At 66.5% G+C, this 16,675-nt stretch carries 13 protein-coding genes and 1 pseudogene; 6 read left to right on the forward strand and 8 right to left on the reverse strand.

Annotation, left to right across the window (positions count from 1 at the left end; translation table 11 throughout):
* The first annotated feature begins 12 nt into the window (after positions 1 to 12).
* Complete coding sequence (locus ACN22W_RS24985) at positions 13 to 486, forward strand: VOC family protein (protein ID WP_419689794.1); 474 nt, start codon at positions 13 to 15, stop codon at positions 484 to 486.
* A gap of 165 nt (positions 487 to 651) precedes the next feature.
* Here the strand turns inward: ACN22W_RS24985 and ACN22W_RS24990 are convergent, their stop codons facing one another.
* The 3 genes from ACN22W_RS24990 to ACN22W_RS25000 are packed head-to-tail and all read right to left on the reverse strand — an operon-like array spanning position 652 to position 2,104.
* A complete protein-coding gene (locus ACN22W_RS24990; RefSeq protein ID WP_419689826.1) occupies positions 652 to 1,419 on the reverse strand; it encodes an AadA family aminoglycoside 3''-O-nucleotidyltransferase in 768 nt (255 codons plus the stop codon).
* Positions 1,416 to 1,613, reverse strand: a complete 198-nt coding sequence (locus ACN22W_RS24995) for a hypothetical protein (protein WP_419689795.1) — start codon at positions 1,611 to 1,613, stop codon at positions 1,416 to 1,418. Before ACN22W_RS24995 ends, ACN22W_RS24990 begins: the two co-directional genes overlap by 4 nt.
* 41 nt (positions 1,614 to 1,654) lie before the next feature.
* Positions 1,655 to 2,104, reverse strand: a complete 450-nt coding sequence (locus ACN22W_RS25000; RefSeq protein WP_069747789.1) for an HU family DNA-binding protein — start codon at positions 2,102 to 2,104, stop codon at positions 1,655 to 1,657.
* 261 nt (positions 2,105 to 2,365) lie between these two features.
* On the opposite strand from ACN22W_RS25000, the gene ACN22W_RS25005 reads away from it, so the two are divergent.
* The gene (locus tag ACN22W_RS25005; protein WP_419689796.1) at positions 2,366 to 3,484 is read left to right on the forward strand and encodes an acyltransferase family protein; all 1,119 of its coding nucleotides are present in this window, start codon (positions 2,366 to 2,368) and stop codon (positions 3,482 to 3,484) included.
* Positions 3,485 to 3,865: 381 nt separating this feature from the next.
* Here the strand turns inward: ACN22W_RS25005 and galU are convergent, their stop codons facing one another.
* Positions 3,866 to 4,753, reverse strand: a complete 888-nt coding sequence (galU, locus tag ACN22W_RS25010) for a UTP--glucose-1-phosphate uridylyltransferase GalU (protein WP_129516958.1) — start codon at positions 4,751 to 4,753, stop codon at positions 3,866 to 3,868.
* Between the two features lie 230 nt (positions 4,754 to 4,983).
* Positions 4,984 to 5,127, reverse strand: coding sequence for a hypothetical protein (locus ACN22W_RS25015; protein WP_164992100.1), 144 nt, complete (start codon positions 5,125 to 5,127; stop codon positions 4,984 to 4,986).
* A gap of 232 nt (positions 5,128 to 5,359) precedes the next feature.
* Between ACN22W_RS25015 and ACN22W_RS25020 the strand changes: the two genes are divergently transcribed.
* Complete coding sequence (locus ACN22W_RS25020; RefSeq protein WP_419689797.1) at positions 5,360 to 6,535, forward strand: acyltransferase family protein; 1,176 nt, start codon at positions 5,360 to 5,362, stop codon at positions 6,533 to 6,535.
* A gap of 368 nt (positions 6,536 to 6,903) precedes the next feature.
* Here the strand turns inward: ACN22W_RS25020 and ACN22W_RS25025 are convergent, their stop codons facing one another.
* From ACN22W_RS25025 to ACN22W_RS25035, 3 genes are read right to left on the reverse strand one after another with little or no spacing between them, the layout of a single operon-like run.
* Entirely contained in the window at positions 6,904 to 9,369 is a 2,466-nt protein-coding gene (locus ACN22W_RS25025; RefSeq protein ID WP_419689798.1) for a glycosyltransferase family 4 protein, read from the reverse strand.
* Positions 9,366 to 10,832, reverse strand: a complete 1,467-nt coding sequence (locus ACN22W_RS25030) for a flippase (protein ID WP_193100933.1) — start codon at positions 10,830 to 10,832, stop codon at positions 9,366 to 9,368. Before ACN22W_RS25030 ends, ACN22W_RS25025 begins: the two co-directional genes overlap by 4 nt.
* A 43-nt stretch (positions 10,833 to 10,875) precedes the next feature.
* Entirely contained in the window at positions 10,876 to 13,068 is a 2,193-nt protein-coding gene (locus ACN22W_RS25035; protein ID WP_419689827.1) for a hypothetical protein, read from the reverse strand.
* 471 nt (positions 13,069 to 13,539) lie between these two features.
* On the opposite strand from ACN22W_RS25035, the gene ACN22W_RS25040 reads away from it, so the two are divergent.
* From ACN22W_RS25040 to ACN22W_RS25050, 3 genes and pseudogenes are all read left to right on the forward strand, one after another.
* Positions 13,540 to 14,604 carry an acyltransferase family protein gene (locus ACN22W_RS25040; protein ID WP_419689799.1) on the forward strand — a complete coding sequence of 355 codons (1,065 nt, stop codon included), beginning with the start codon at positions 13,540 to 13,542 and terminating at the stop codon, positions 14,602 to 14,604.
* A 35-nt stretch (positions 14,605 to 14,639) separates the two neighbouring features.
* The gene (gmd, locus tag ACN22W_RS25045; protein WP_419689800.1) at positions 14,640 to 15,686 is read left to right on the forward strand and encodes a GDP-mannose 4,6-dehydratase; all 1,047 of its coding nucleotides are present in this window, start codon (positions 14,640 to 14,642) and stop codon (positions 15,684 to 15,686) included.
* A pseudogene (locus ACN22W_RS25050) lies at positions 15,673 to 16,620 on the forward strand (NAD-dependent epimerase/dehydratase family protein); the annotation flags it as partial. The gene gmd and the pseudogene ACN22W_RS25050, both read left to right, overlap by 14 nt.
* Positions 16,621 to 16,675 lie beyond the last annotated feature (55 nt).

The raw sequence follows: 16,675 nt of genomic DNA on the forward strand, positions 1-16,675 counted from the left end.
AGGAGATTCGCCATGACGATTCAGAAGATCACGCCTTTTCTCTGGTACTCGACGGAAGCCGAAGAGGCAGCCGCCTTCTATGCAGGCATCTTTCCGGATACGCGCGTCGTGCGCGTCACGTCCGTGCCCGGCACCGACGGTACCCGGATGGTCGAATTCGAGCTGTTCGGGCAGCCGTTCTTCGCGATGAGCCACACGCGCACGGAGTCGTTCAACCATACGATCTCGCTGCTGGTCAGTTGCGGCGATCAGGCGGAGCTCGACCGCTACTGGAGCGCCCTGCTCGACAACGGCGGCACGGCGGACGGCTGCGGCTGGCTGAGAGACCGCTATGGCGTCTCGTGGCAGATCGTTCCCGCCGATCTCATTCCGATGATGGCCGACCGCGACGCGGTCAAGGCAGCGCGCGTAGCCGCGGCGATGATGCAGATGACCAAGTTCGATGCCGCCGCGCTGAAGGCCGCCTATGAGGGCACCGGGGGCTGACGAAACGTGTCGTGCCTCGGATGCGTGGCGGCGCGCCGGTCTAGCGCCGCGCGAGTCGCCGGCGAGCGCCCGATCGGCTGCTTGCGCGTGCGGCGTCTGCGCAAGCGCTCATGATCCGCGGTGGGTCGGCCCGCAACCCGATCACGTGCACCGTGGCATCCGCCGCTACGCCGACCGCATCGATTCGACGGTCCGCCGCGCGTAGCCGATGAAGGCGGCGAGCGGTTCACCCGACAGGATCGCCGCGCCCGCTTCGCCATCGAGACAGGGGGCACGCGCAGCCGCTACAACCGGCCGGTACGCGTCCGGCAGGCGCTCCAGCACCCATGCCGCGGCGACGTCCTTGGGCGCGATCCTGCCGGTCGCTGCGCTGTACCCGATGCGCGCAAGCGCGAGCACCACGTTGCACGCGTCGCCGCGCCAGTCCGGTTCGGCGTTCCACTGCGCCACGGTAGCGAGAAGCGCGGCGTCAAAATCACACGCGGGCACCGGCCCGACCAGCGCGACACTGTGCTGTCGCGCCTTCGTCAACAGGATCGCCAGATCGTGATCGGCGAGCGCCGGTTCGACGATGCCGGTTTCGAGATCGCGGCGCAGCCACTCGCCGAACTGCAATTCGCGCCGCGCCGGATGACGCCACGGCACCACCTCGCCGTGCGCGACGACGGTCACCTCCAGTGCACGCAAGCCGCCTGCGCAACCGGGCGGTGACGACGCCGCGAGCAGGTCGAGCATCAGCGCGCGCCGTGCCGGTTCGTCGAGCCGCGCCGCCACCGTCACCAGCAGGTCGATGTCGCTGCGCGGCTTCAATCCGCCGTCGAGCGCCGATCCGAACAGGTGGATCGCCTCCAGCATCGCGCCGAGATGCCGCTCGATCGCGATGCGCGCGGCGGCCACCTGCCCGACGATTTCAGTCGGAATGCATTCAGTCACGATGCGCATGCAACGAGCACGGCGTGCCGCGAATGGAGAACAGCAAGCGTGAATGAAGATTGCCGTTCGGCATTGCGCAGGCGCGGTGCGTCATTCGCCACGCGTTGCGCGTCGAACCGGACATCGCTGCCGCACGATTTGCGCAGCGCAATAAAAATCCCCGCACGCTTTCGCGTACGGGGATCGTCGGACACTGCAACGGCTGCCGACATGCATCGGCAGCCGTTGCGCGGCATTACGCCGCCGCGTCCTTCAGCTTCTTCAGCGCACGTGCCTTCACGCGCACGCTGGCCGGCTTCGCCGGGAACCAACGCTCTTCGCCCGTGAACGGATCCTTGCCGAAGCGCTTCTTCTTCGCCGGCACGACTTGTGCCGTGATCTTCAGCAGACCCGGCAGCGTGAACTCGCCTGCGCCCTTCTTGTGGACCGAGCCCAGCACGACGTTCTCGAGTGCGGCGAGCACTGCCTTGACCGCCTTCACTTCCACGGCTGCGCGCTCAGCGATGTGCGTTGCGAGCGATGCCTTCGTGAACTTGTCCTTCAGCGGCGTCGGAGCAGCGGGCGCCTTCGCGACGGCGGCCTTCTTGGCCACTACTTTCTTCGCGGGCGCTACTTTCTTAGCAGCCACTTTCTTGGCCGGTGCGGCGGCAGCCTTCTTGGCCACCTTTTTTGCGGAAGTCGCCATGTTTCTCCTACCAGGTGTGGTCGTTCGTTGGATACACGAAGCGTGCAATGCGCGCGCTTCAACGCCGGATTCTACAAGCGCCTTGACGCTTCGTGCAGTACTTTTATGCGTTTTCGCGGGGTTTCCCGCAGGTTTTGTTGCGCCCGACCGACTTCGCCGATGCTCGAACGTCGAAAAACCTCGTTACGTATGCGTCCGAACGCGAATTACGTTCGATATTTGCGCACCTATACTGGGCTCGCTCAATGCCCGGATGCCTCCATGCGCGAAGCCAGATACGTCAAAGGACTCGACGGCCTGCGAGCCATCGCCGTCATCCTCGTTTTCCTGTCCCACAAGGGCCACGTCCTTGCCGTCGACGTCGGCAAGCTTGGCGTGTGGACGTTTTTCCTCATCAGCGGATTCCTGATCGTCGGCGAGCTGCATCGCAACCGCCAGGCGCTCGAGTGCGGCACGATGACGCGCCGCCACGCGCTGGCGCTGTTCCTCGCGAAACGCGCGCTGCGGATCTTCCCCGTGTACTACCTGCTGCTCGCCGCGCTCGCGATCGCGCACGCGCTGTTCTACCAGCGCGGCGTCAATCTCGGGCTCGCGTGGCACGCGGTGTTCCTGTCGAATTACTGGATCGGCGTCGTCAAGGACGGCTGGCCGGGCTCCACGTCGCACTTCTGGAGCCTCGCGGTTGAACAGCAGTTCTATCTGATCGCGCCGCTCGCGCTGCTCGCGGTACCCGCCGCGCGACACGTCGCGCTCGGCATCGCGGCCATCGTGCTGTGCGCGGTCGTGCATCTCGCGCTCTACCTGTCCGACGCGTCGCCGGTGCTGATCTACGCGTTTTCCCCGTGGAATTTCGCGCTGATCGCACTCGGCGGCGTCGGCGCAATGGCGCTCGCCGATCACGGCCCGGCCACCCTGCGCCGCATTCCGCCCGGCTGGCTCGGCGCGGCAGGTGTCGTGTTCTTCCTCGTGCTGCCGGCGTGCACGGCGTTGCCCGACGCGGTCGCGGGGCTCGCGGATCTCGGCCTGTCGGCATCGCTCGGCGCGCTGATGCTGTGGATCGTCAGCGAACCCGAGCATCCCGTCGTGTCGCTGCTCGACTGGGCGCCGCTCGTCTATCTCGGCACGATCAGCTACGGCTTCTACCTGTTCCACAACCTGATTCCCGCGCGTTTCGGCATGCTGCCCGCGCACTTCTCACACGTGCCGATTCCGGAATTCGTCCGGGAAGCGCTGCCCGAGATGCTGCAATTCGCGCTCGCCGTGCTGCTCGCGCACCTGTCGTGGCGTTATCTCGAAAAGCGGCTGCTCGACTTCAAGAAGCCGATCGCCGCGATGCTGGCCCGGCACTTCGTCGCGCGGCCGGGCACGTCGGCGCGTTGAGCGCCACGCAGACGGCGACACGAAGGAACGGGAAAAACGCGATGCCGGTAACGGCCGGAAGCTGATGCACGACGGCGCGGCGTCATTGACCGACTCCGGCAGGACCGACGCCAGCACACACGTCGATGCGCATCGCGCAACCATACCGACGATCCGGTCGCCCGGGCGGGCACTTCGGCACCGGTTTCAGACGTCGCGCCAGACCGCGACCGAGCGCCCCGCTCCACACACGGCACCACTCGTCACTCGAACCCGACACAACACGACACACCGGCGGCACGCACCACGATCGCGCATCGGCAAAAGCAAAAAAGCCCCGGCGCGCGAGCGGCCGGGGCCAACGGAACAACCACCACCTGAAACAACGGAGCGCGCGGCTGCTTAAGCGACAGCAGCCAGCGCGGGCAAGCAGGTACGCAGGTACGCCTCGAATTCGCGGCTCACTTCCGGGTGCTGGAGCGCAAGCTCGACAGTCGCCTTGAGGTAGCCGATCTTGCTGCCGCAGTCGAAACGCGTGCCGAAGTAGCGATACGCGAGCACCTGCTCGTTCGCGAGCAGCGACTGGACCGCGTCGGTGAGCTGCAGTTCGCCGCCCGCGCCCGGCTTGAGCCGGCGCAGGTGATCGAAGATCGTCGGCATGAACACGTAGCGGCCGACCACGCCGAGGTTCGACGGCGCATCCTCCGGCGCGGGCTTCTCGATGATGCCCGACAGCTTGATGATGTCCTCCTCCCATTCGCGGCCTTCGACGACGCCATACGAGCGGCTGTCCTCGCGCGCGATCGTCTCGACCCCGATCACCGAGCTGTGATAGTGGTCGAACACGTCGACGAGCTGCTTGAGCACCGGCTGCTCGCCGTGCAGCAGGTCGTCGGCGAGGATCACCGCGAACGGCTCGCCGTGCACGAGCTTCTCCGCGCACAGCACCGCGTGGCCCAGGCCGAGCGCTTCCGGCTGGCGCACGTAGAAGCAGTTGACGTTGCTCGGCTTGATGCCGCGCACGAGCTCGAGCAGCTTTTCCTTGCCGCGCGCCTCGAGTTCGGCCTCGATCTCGTACGACTTGTCGAAGTGATCCTCGATCGCGCGCTTGCTGCGCCCGGTGACGAAGATCATTTCGGTGATACCGGCGTTGATCGCTTCCTCGACCGCGTACTGAATCAGCGGCTTGTCGACGACGGGCAACATTTCCTTCGGGCTCGCCTTCGTAGCCGGGAGGAACCGCGTGCCGAGACCGGCAACGGGAAACACGGCCTTGGTGACTTTCAACATGTTCGCATCCTGATTGCGTTGACTGCGCCGCGTCGACCAGCGACCCGGCGCGATGGTTTTCCGAACGGCATATCGAGAATCGACGGCACTGCCAATTCCACTCCGCTCATTTTCGATATGGGCCGATTGCCCCATGATTCCGAAAAAAATATAATCCTTTCAACCCGGTCGATCTTGCCGGACCGAGTGCCGCAGCGGAAACAAATTACCGATTTTCCGGATACAAATTCTTACGATTCGAATTCCTCGATATAGGGCACGCCGCCCCGTTCGAGACCCGGGCGAATCGGTTCGTTCTTCAGCGCCTCGCGGTACGCCGACAGCACGACCATGACCAGCAGTACTGCCGCGCTCGCGATCCAATGCATGTCCATCTTGCCGCTCCTTGCATCAATCAACTGGAGCTTCAAACTATCAGAAAAAAACCGGTAAATAATTGAAGCGCCGCTGGAACCGCTTTCAGATCCGGATAAAACCATCATGCGGAATAGCATTATTTCCGCGCGATATTTTTTTATTCATTGATCGAATTCTTGCGCATTACGATTGGACCAGACTTCCCATTCGTCCGTGCTCCACTCCATCCGTCGCAAGGAATCGAATCGCATGCAAGCTTTCAGCGGATCGTCTCTGACCGCGCCACCCGTCGCCGATCGCAAGGAACACGTGATCGACGCGATGCGCGGCTTCGCGGCGCTGCTCGTCGCCTATTTCCACTGCCGCCAGGTCGTCTGGGTCGGCATGCAGAGCTTCCATCACGCTTACGGTCATGCGCTCAACCCGAGCGCGATCGCCGGTTACCTGACCTTCCCGTTCGCGTGGGGTTCCGCCGGCGTACCGATCTTCTTCGTGATCAGCGGCTACTGCATCCACCGCAACGCGGCGCTCAAGCTCGCGGCCGATCCCGCATACCGGCTCGACGCGCCGAACTTCTGGGCGCGCCGGTTCGCACGCATCTACCCGGTGCTGCTCGCCGCGCTGCTGTTCACGCTCGCGCTCGACGCGGTCAGCCTGCAGATCGAGCCCGTCAGCCACAAGATCCGCGACATCGGCGTCACGGCGTTCCTCGTGAACCTGTTCTCGCTGCAGGGCGTCGCCGGCTACACGTACGGGTCGAACGGCGCGCTGTGGACGCTGTCGCTCGAAGTGCAGTTCTACGCGATCTACCCGCTGCTGTTCGCGCTGCGCCGGCGCATCGGCATGCCGGCCGTCGTGGCCGCGGTCGCCGTCGTCAACGTCGCGTCGGCGTGGCTGCTCGAACGGCACGACCTGCAATTCTTCACGTCGTACTGGCTGTCGTGGACGATCGGCGCGTGGATCGCCGACGTGCGCGCGCAGCGGGCCCGCGGCGCGGCCACCGTGCCGTCGCGTGCGTGGTACGGCGCGGCCGCCGTGCTGCTGGCCGCCGGCTGCGGCGCGTTCCATTTCGGCCAGTACGGCGCATTCCAGCTGTGGTCGGCCGGCTTCGCGTGCTTCCTGTACCGCGCGCTCGCTCGTCCGCCGCGCCCGACGCCGCCGCTGCGCGTGCTCGGCTGGTTCGGCGACTTCAGCTACTCGCTGTACCTGATCCACCTGCCGCTGTTCGTCTGCCTCGGCTCGGTGCTGTTCCACTCCGAGCTGCAACTGTCGATCTGGCCGTCGTTCGCGTTCATGGCCGCCGCGATCCCGGTCGCGTACCTGTTCTACCGGCTGTTCGAACGGCCCGCGATGACGTGGTCGGCCAGCTTCAAGCCGACACGCAGCACCCGCGTGGTCGCATCGACGCCCGAACGGGCTACCTGACCCGGCCGGTCCGCTTCCGGAGGAGCCCCCGCGCGGCATCTCGCCGCGCGGGGGCTTTTTCATGGCTGGAGCGCGGTCGCACGCCGGATTGAGCCGGATGTGCAACGCTCGTCCGTCCGGCCGCGCTACGGCCCGCGTGGGCCGCTTCTGACCGGCTTTCATCACGTGCTTGCCGCCGCGTCGCCTTCGCTTCGCGCATTGCCAACGGCGCGCGATCCCGCTCGGAACGGCGACCGGCCCGGCTCGTGCCCGATACGGCAGGCAGCAGCCCGCCCGCAACTCGCCCGACACGGCACCCGAGCCGAAAAGCAAAGCCCCCACGCAGCACAACGCCGCCTGGGGGCCCGTTTACCGTCGGCTCGCGCCGGTTACTGCTTCTTCGCTTTCGCGGCCTTCGCCGTATCCGCGAGGATCTTCTCGACCCGCTGCACGTAAGTCTCGGTCCCGAACCGGCGCACCGCCGTCGCGCGCCCGCTCGCGACGAGCCGCTCGCGCAGCGCGCCGTCGCGCTTCAACGTGTCCAGCGCATCGGCCAGCGCGGTCACATCGCCCGGCTCGCAGAGCAGCCCGTTGTCGCCATCCTCGATGATCTCGACGACACCGCCCGCGCGGGCCGCGACGACCGGCCGGCGCGCGAGCATCCCCTCGACGATCACGCGCCCGAACGGCTCGGGCGTGATCGACGTATGCGCGACGACGTCGACCGCCATCATGCACGCGGCCACGTCGCGCTGGAACCCGAGGAAATGCACGCGCTCGTCCATCCCGTGCAGTGCGACGTATTCGTGCAGCTGCGCCGCGTATTCGTCCTCGCCGAACAGCGGCGCGCCGACCAGCACCACGTGCATGTCGGGATGCCGCGCGGCGGCCTCCAGCAGCACGTGCTGCCCCTTCCAGCGCGCGAGACGGCTGAACGAGCCGACGAGCCACGCGTCCTTGGGCAACCCGAGGCGCGCGCGCAGCGCGGCCTGGCTGACGCCTTCCAGCGCATCGAACGGCTCGGCCGAAATGCCGTTGAACACGACGTCGACGTGCTGCGGCGTGAAGCCCGTCAGCGCGCGGAACGCCTGCGCGGACGCGTCGGAGTTCGCGATCACGCGCGTAACGCCGAGCCGCGCGCAGTATTTGATCGCCAGCAGCTGCTTGCTGCCGAAATGATCGGTGCTGACGATGTCGCGCAGGTGCCACACCACCGGCTTGCGCGCGAGCCGCCCGGCGAGCGCGGCGACCACCATCGCGCGCTGCGTATTCGCATAGATCACCTCGGCGCGGCGCGCGCGGCGCGCGACGTCGCGCACGAGCCGCACGAGCTGTTTCAATGCGCCGGCCGACACGCCGCCCTGCTTGCGCACACCCGCGAGCGCGCCCTGGTCGACCACGTCGACGCGCGCACCGATCTCGTCGAGCGCCGCGCGGAACGGACCGTCATCGAACAGCAGCACGTCGGCGTTCGCTCTCATGTGCTTCATGATCTCGAGCAGCGACAGTTCGGCGCCGCCAAGCACGCCGCTCTGGTCGAGCACGAGCGTCGCCGGGCCGCGTGCGGCCGGCATCGGCGCGGCGGCCGTGCCGCGCTGCGCGGTCGAGCCCGGCAAAGCTGCCTCCACATAATCGAGGAAGCGCCGCCGGAACGTATCGGCGGAAAACCGCTCCGCGTTCGTGCGACACGCATTCGGCGTGAAGCGCTGCGGCGCGCGCTCGAAGTCGTCGACCGCCGCGACGATCGCGTGCGGCGTCTGTTCGTCGAAGAACAGCCCGGTCGGGTTCGGGGCCGAGCGCGGATCGAGCACGGTTTCGAGCGCGCCACCCTTGCCGTACGCGATCACGGGCGTGCCGCAGGCCTGCGCCTCGACGACCGAGATCCCGAAATCCTCCTCGGCCGCGAACACGAACGCCTTCGCACGCCGCATCCGGTCGTGCAGCACCGCGAACGGCTGGTAGCCCATGATCTCGACGTTCGGGCCGGCCTTTGCGCGGATCTTCTGCATCTCGGGGCCGTCGCCGATCACGACGAGCTTGCGCTCGGGCGTGCGCGAGAACGCATCGACGATCAGGTCGATCTTCTTGTACGGCACCATCCGCGACGCGGTCAGGTAGAAATCCTCCTTCTCCGCGTTCAGCGAAAACGCGTCGACGTCGACCGGCGGGAAGATCACCGCCGCGTCGCGGTGGTAGACCTTGCGGATGCGCCGCGCGATGAACGCGGAGTTCGCGACGAAACCGTCCACCGCGTTCGCGGTGCGCGTGTCCCAGTTGCGGATGTAATGCAGGATCATCCGCGCGAGCAGCGATTTCGGCCCGTGCGTGAGGTTCGACTGCTCCAGGTACTGGTGCTGCAGGTCCCACGCATAGCGAATCGGCGAATGCACATAGCTGATGTGCACCTGGTCCGGCCCCGTCAGCACGCCCTTCGCGACCGCGTGGCTGCTCGAGATCACGAGGTCGTACTCCGACACGTCGAGTTGCTCGATCGCGAGCGGCATCAGCGGCAGGTAGCTGCGGTACTTGGTGCGCGCGAACGGCAGCTTCTGGATGAACGACGTCGTCACCGGCTTGCCGCGCACGAACGCGCGGTCGTCGAGGAAATCGACGAGGCTGAACAGGTCCGCGTCGGGAAAGCACGCGACGATCTGCTCGAGCACGCGCTCGGCGCCGGCGTAGGTGACCAGCCAGTCGTGGACGATCGCCACGCGGAGCGCACGCGCCGGATGGCGCGCGTCGGCCCGCCCGGCCGGCTCGGACCGGCGCAGCGCAACGGCGTCGCCTGCTTCGGCCACGGCCGCATCGGCGGTGGCGAGATTCAATACGGCGTGTTCCGCCAGATCGCGATTCATACGGTTTTCCTCGCATTGAGACGGACAAACAGGTCGCGCACGAGCGCGCGCAACCCTGGCGTCATCGTGAGCGACCACGCGACGTTCAGTACCAGCACGATCGCGCACATGCCGATCGACTCGCCGAGCCCCGGCCACGCCTGTGCGAGAAACAGGCTCGCGAGCAGGAAGGCGAGGTGCGCCAGCATGTCGAGCACGATCGCGCGCATCCGGATCGCCGACAGATAGAGCAGCACGCCGTAATCGACGAACGCGCGCACCGCGACGACCACCGCCGCGCCGATCAGCCCGAAGTGATGAATGCCGAACCACAGGCCGCCGACGAAGAACGGCATCTCGACGAGCCCGGCGAACGCCGCGCGGGCCGGGTTGACCTGCGACTGGATCAGGATCCGCGTGACGCTCGCCTGGCCGACGAGCCACACGCTGATCACCAGCACGCGGCCGACCGGCGCCGAATGCGCGGCCAGGTCGGCGCCGACCCACAGCGTGAGGAACGGCGCGAGCGCGAAAATTGCAACGATGCCGACCGGCGTGAACACGCCGTTCAGGAATTCGAGCGACTGGCGCGCGAGCGTGTCCGCGTGGTCACGGCCGACCGCCGACAGGCGCGGGAACAGCGTGCGGACGAGCGCGTTCGGCAGCATGTTCAGCCGCGTGACGAGGTTCTGCGGCACCGTGTAGTAAGTGACGAACTTCGCGCCCATGCCCGCGCCGAGCATCACGCGGTCGAGCGTGTCCGCGATCATGCTGGTCGTGCTCGCGATCAGCATCCAGCCGCCGAAGTTAAACAGCCCTTTCGCGGTGCCCCACTGCGGCGGATCGATGCGCCGGATCCCGAGCACCTTGATGCTCGCGTGGCCCAGCATCACGGCCGCGATCAGGCGCGCGACGACGGCCGCGGCGAGCACCGTCTGCAGGTTCGGCGCGATCCACCACGCGGCGCCGAGCGGCAGCAACTGGAACAGGAACGTGCCGATCGTCTGGTTCGTGTTGAACACGCCGAACCGTTCGGCGCCGTTGATCGCGCCGGCGAACACCCACGACACGTTCGCCAGCGGAATTGCGAGCGCGAGCCACGGCAGCGCGAGATACACCTCGTGCTGCATCGCGGCCGACACCTTCGTGAAATACGCGGTGTAGATGAACGCGCCGAAATAGATCAGCAGCCCGCCCACGATGCCGGTGCCGAGATTCAGCCAGAACGCGCTCCAGAACACGCGCGCGCTTTCGTCGTCGTTGCCGCTCGCGAGCGCCTTCGAGATGTGGTTCTGCGCGGCCATGCTCATCCCGAGATCGAGGATCCCGAAATAGCCGATCAGCGTCCACACGAGGCTGACGACGCCATATCGCTCGACGCCGAGCGCGTGGATATACGCGGGCACCGTCACCAGCGACACGAAGGTCGGCAGGATCAGCCCGATGAAGTTGATCGAAACGTTCTTGAGTATGCCTTTGTCCATGCTTGAGCCTTGTGTGACGGGGACGACGACGGCGCGCCGCCCGTCACGGTTTCCAGCGATACATCAGCACCTTGCCGCGCGCGTCTTCCTCGACGAACACGAGGTATTCGCCGTTCTCGCGCTTGAAGGCGCTGATGCCGAACGGCACGTCGACCCAGCCGGATGCCTTGCCGACCTCGGTGCCCGGGCTCATCACGCCCACTTCCTTGCCGGTGTCCTTGTCGTACACGTGGATCTTGCCGACCGGCTCCACGGTGAAGATGTAGCGGCCCTCGACCGTGATCCCGATCAGGTCCAGGATCGGCTTCGCGTCGAGCTGCCACGGCAGCGCGACCGTGTAGCGCACGACGGGCGAGCCGCTCGACCACTTGTCGAAGCGCACCAGCACGCGGCCGACTTCCTTGTTGATGCCCGGTTGCGGCGGCGCGTCGGCCGTGTAACCGGTCACGTACAGCGTGTCCGTCTGCGCGTCGTAGATCGAGCGGCGCAGTTGCGTGAACGGCTGCGGCATCGGGTAGGTCGTGACCTTGTCGTACGAGTAGATCGGGTTGCCGGCCTTGTCGACGCCGCCATACCGGAACCGGTGAATGCCGCGCACGTCGCTCGTGCGCCAGATGTCGCCCTTCGTGTCGACCCACCAGCCCCAGCCGCCCGCTTTCGCCTTGCCGGTCGTGTTCAGCTCGAATTCGTCGGCATCGAGGCGGCCGTTGCCGTTCGCATCGCGCCACAGCCAGTCGCCGCCGGGCGGCTTGTTCGGCACCTTGTCGACCGGCCGCGCACGGCCTGCGATCACGCCCGACGGAATCGCGACCTCACCGTCGCGCTTCGCATCGAAGCGGTAGATCTTCAGGTGATCGGCGTACATGTCGGTCAGGTACAGGAACGTGCGGCCGTCGACGCGGCGCGCGATCGGCATGCCCGGCCACTGGTCCGTATGGAACACCGGGTCGTCCGGATACTTGAAGCGGTTCGACAGGAAGCCGACGTATTTCCAGTCCTGGCCCGGCGGCTTCGACAGGTCGAGCTCGAAGCGCTTGTTGCCCGTGTACACGCTGTTCGGCCGCGCGGGGTCGAGCCACGCGCCGTCCACGAACAGCAGCCCCTGCACCTGCCAGCGCGGCTTGCCGTCCGGCGTATAGCTTTCGAGCACCGCGCCGAGCCCCGCGCCGATCGTGTCGTGGCGCAGCCCGATGCCGTTCATCGACACATAGACGTTGCCCGCGCGGTCGACGCCGACGCCCGTCAGCCCGTTGAAGCGCTGCGGCCCCGGCCGCCCCGGCACGGGGCCCGCGAAGATGCCGCCGCGCTCGCCGAGCGTGCCGGACTGCGCATAACCCTTACCGCCTTTCGAGAAGATCAGGATCTGCTGGCGCGGCCCGTTGTCCGCGACGAGCACGCGCCCTTTCGTATCGACGGCGACGTCCACCGCGTCGGTGCCGTCGGGCAGCGCGGGCGCGTCGTCGATCTTGCGGCCGTCCGCGCGCATGTGCACGAGGTGCGCGGGCCCGTTGATCGTGTCCGTGAGCAGCCACAGCGTGCCATCGCCCGCCAGCGCGATGCGGCCCGGCTCGTGCGCGCTCCACGTGCCCTTCTGCTGCATCGTCTCGGCGTCGTATACATCCACTGCGTCGCGCGACGGATTCGTCGCGAACAGCGTCTTGTCGTCGGCCGCGAGGCCGCCCACTTCCGCCTTCGCGTCGCCGACTTCCGAGTGCGCGGGGGCCGGCACCTCGTTGACCATCATGAAGCTCGCGGCCATGCGCGCGCGGCCGGTATCGGCCCGGCCGCCCGGCGCCGGCTGCGGCGCCGCGCGAAACGGCGCGGGCTGCTTCAGGTCGCCGATCGTGCGCCGCGAAATGCCGAACCACTGCTTGCCCTTGTCCGGCCAGATGCCGGGCGACTGAAGGTGGCCGCGCTCGTTGCCGACGCCGATCGCGACGTACGCATACTTGCTGTTCACGGCGATCGCGTTGCCGCCGAGGTTGCCCCAGCCGTGCGTGCCGCCGGCGAAGCCGAGCATCTTCCCGTCCTGGTAGACGCTCGCCTCGGCCCCGCTCTCGTCCCACGGCGCATTCGTATACACCTTGCCTTCAGGCGTCACCGCGATCGCGCGGATGTCGATCTGCGTCCAGCTGCCGTCGCCATAGCCGAACGTGTTGCCGATCCACGACGTCGTCGCGGGCAACACCGTTTCGGCCGGCGCGGCGCTCGCCAGCAGCGCCGCGCCTACCGTCATGCCAACCAGAATCAGACGTCGCAATGCGCTTCTCCAGACTTGATGCGGAAGCGACCGGCGCGGCCGCGGACTGCCGCCGGCGCACCCTGTCGCTACTAAATAGGTTTCAAACGTCGCGATGCAGGTTACAAGCAAAAATAATCACAAGAAATTTGGAAATATTTGGGGATGTTTCCGCCTGAAATATCGAACCGGAACAATCGAAAAAAATCCCTTCGATGCGGAAATAACGACCGCACCTCCCGCCACGGCCCGTAGAAAATGCCGCTCCGGCACGCCTGATGTGGCGCTCCGCCTGCGAACCTTTCATCCCGCGACTGAAACCGGCGGCATTTGAATGTTTTCAAATAGATAAATGCCACGCTTTTTTTTACCGATTTCTTTTCCCTAGAATCGATTTCGAATCAATATTCCATTTAAAGGCATGCAATACGTACACGCATCGGATGCACGTCGCAAAGGAACCGCGCAATGACCGGCCTCGCGCGACCCGCCGACCTCGCCTCGCCGCAACACGGCCGCATCGTGCAGCTCGACGGGCTGCGCGCGATCGCGGTGGGCGCCGTATTCCTGCAGCACGCGCTGAAGGCGCCGCTATGGATGGGCGTCGACCTGTTCTTCGTGCTGAGCGGCCTGCTGATCACCGGCATCCTGCTCGAACGCAAGGCGCGCGGGCAGTCGTACTTCAGCCACTTCTATGCACGCCGGGTGCGCCGCATCCTGCCGCCGTACGTGCTGCTGCTGGTGGTCTCGACGATCCTGTTCGGCGCGAGCTGGCTGCCGCACTGGCCGTGGTTCGCGTTCTTCTCGACCAACATCGGGCTGTCGCTCGGCAGCATCGGCCACGACAGCCTGAACGTGCTGTGGTCGCTGGCGGTCGAGGAGCAGTTCTATATCTTCTGGCCGTTCGTCGTGCTGTGGTGCTCGGAGCGCGCGCTGCTGTGGGTCGCCGCCGCGCTGATCGTTGCCGCGCCGGTGCTGCGCGCGATCGCGACGCCGTGGTTCGATTCGTTCTGGCCGATCTACTACCTGACGCCGTTCCGGATGGACCTGCTCGCGGCCGGCGCGCTGCTCGCGATCGTGCTGCGCCGCGACCGGCGCGCGCTGGAGCCGTTCTACCCGCTCGCGATCGTCGGCGCGCTCGTGTCGCTCGCGATCCTCGGCTGGCTGCACCTGTCGTTCCCGCGCTTTCGCGCCGCGAACACGCCGCTGTCGAATGCGGCGCTCTACAGCATCTCGCTGCTGCTGTGCACGTCGATCGTCGTGATCGCGCTGCGCGGCCGCGGCGTCGTGCAACGCGTGCTGACGAACCCGATGCTCGTCTACGTGGGCACCGTCAGCTACACCGTCTACCTGATCCACCTGAGCGTGCTGTACGCGCTGTGGCCGCTGCACCTGAACCGCTTTGTCACGGCCGCGCTCGCGCTCGCGATCACGCTCGCCTACGCGACCTTGAGCTGGTACGGCTTCGAACGGCGCCTGACGCGCGGCCCCGCGCGCAGCCCATTGCCGGCCGCCGCAAGCACGACCGCCTGAATTTCTCTATCCAAGTTTTCGACAAGGACAACGCCATGAGCCAAACTCGCAAGAAGGCCATCATCACGGGGATCACCGGACAGGACGGCGCCTACCTGACCAAGCTGCTGCTCGACAAGGGCTACGACGTCACGGGCACCTATCGCCGCACCAGCTCGGTCAACCTCTGGCGCATCGCCGAGCTCGGCGTCAACTCGCACCCGAACCTCACGCTCGTCGAGCACGACCTGACGGACGCCGGTTCGAGCATGCGACTGCTGGAGCGCACGCAGCCCGACGAGCTGTACAACCTGGCCGCGCAAAGCTTCGTCGGCGTGTCGTTCGAGCAGCCGTCCACGACCGCCGACGTCACGGGCCTCGGCCCGCTGCACCTGCTCGAGGCGATCCGCGTCGTGAGCCCGAAAACGCGCTTCTACCAGGCGTCGACGTCCGAGATGTTCGGCAAGGTGCAGTCGATTCCGCAGACGGAAGCGACCTCGTTCTATCCGCGCAGCCCGTACGGCGTCGCGAAGCTGTTCGCGCACTGGATGACCGTGAACTACCGCGAGTCGTACGGCCTGTTCGGCAGCAGCGGGATCCTGTTCAACCACGAATCGCCGCTGCGCGGCCGCGAATTCGTCACGCGCAAGATCACCGACACCGTCGCGAAGATCAAGCTCGGCAAGGCGACGCGCCTCGAGCTCGGCAACCTCGACGCGAAGCGCGACTGGGGCTTTGCACTCGAATACGTCGAAGGAATGTGGCGGATGCTGCAGGTCGACGAGCCCGACACCTATGTGCTGGCCACCAACCGCACCGAGACCGTACGCGACTTCGTGCGGATGGCGTTTGCGGCGGCCGGCTATCAGATCGAATGGACCGGCAAGGATGAGCAGGAGCGCGGTCTCGATATGGCGACGGGCAACGTGCTCGTCGAAGTGAATCCCAAGTTCTACCGCCCCGCGGAAGTCGATCTGCTGATCGGCTGCGCGGACAAGGCCAAGAGCAAGCTCGGCTGGGCGCCGGAAACGACGCTCGAACAGCTTTGCCAGATGATGATCGAGGCGGACCTGACGCGGAACCAACACCATGACACGTTCTGAGATCGAACACGCCCCGCGCCGTGCATTCGTCACGGGCCTGACGGGTTTCACCGGCCGCTACATGGCGCAACATCTCGAAGCGGCCGGCTACGAAGTCTGGGGCACGGTCGCGCCCGGCTCGCCGCCGTCCGACGATCCGGTGTTCGCGAACTGCACGCTGCTGCCCGTCGACCTGCTCGACGCGGATGCGGTACGCGCGGCCGCGGCCGACGCACGACCCGATGCGGTCGTGCATCTCGCCGCGCGCGCGCATGTCGCGCAGGATGACCCGTCGCAAACCTACGCGGTCAACGTGGTCGGCACGCGCAACCTGCTGGCCGCGCTCGCGGGCCTCGACCGCCGCCCGTCGGCCGTGCTGCTGGCGAGCAGCGCGAACATCTACGGCAACTCGACGGCCGGCGTGCTCGACGAAAACGTCCCGCCCGATCCCGCGAACGACTACGCGATCAGCAAGCTCGCGATGGAATATGCGGCGAAGCTGTGGGCCGACCGGCTGCCGATCGTGATCGCACGGCCGTTCAACTACACGGGTGTCGGGCAGAGCGATGCGTATCTGCTGCCGAAACTCGTCGCGCACTACGCGCGCAACGAACCGCGGATCTCGCTCGGCAATCTCGACGTGCGCCGCGATTTCTCCGACGTGCGCGACGTGACGGCCGCCTATCTGAGGCTGATCGAAACCGCGCCGGCCGGCGAGATACTCAATGTCTGCTCGGAGCGCGCGTATTCGCTGAACGAAGTGCTGGCGATACTGTCCCGCATCGCCGGTTACGTGATCGACGTGACGGTCGATCCGCGTTTCGTGCGGCACAACGAAGTGAAGAGCCTGAGCGGGTCGCGCGACAAACTGCGGCGCGCGGTGGGCGAACTGCCCGTCACGCCGCTCGACGAAACTTTGCGGTGGATGGTGAGCGCGGTGCGTGACGACATGCCACCCGCACGTACGCCGAACGGATCGCGCACGCGCGAAGGCGTACGCCGTGACTACG

Source organism: Burkholderia theae (assembly GCF_048565265.1).
GTDB lineage: Bacteria > Pseudomonadota > Gammaproteobacteria > Burkholderiales > Burkholderiaceae > Burkholderia > Burkholderia theae.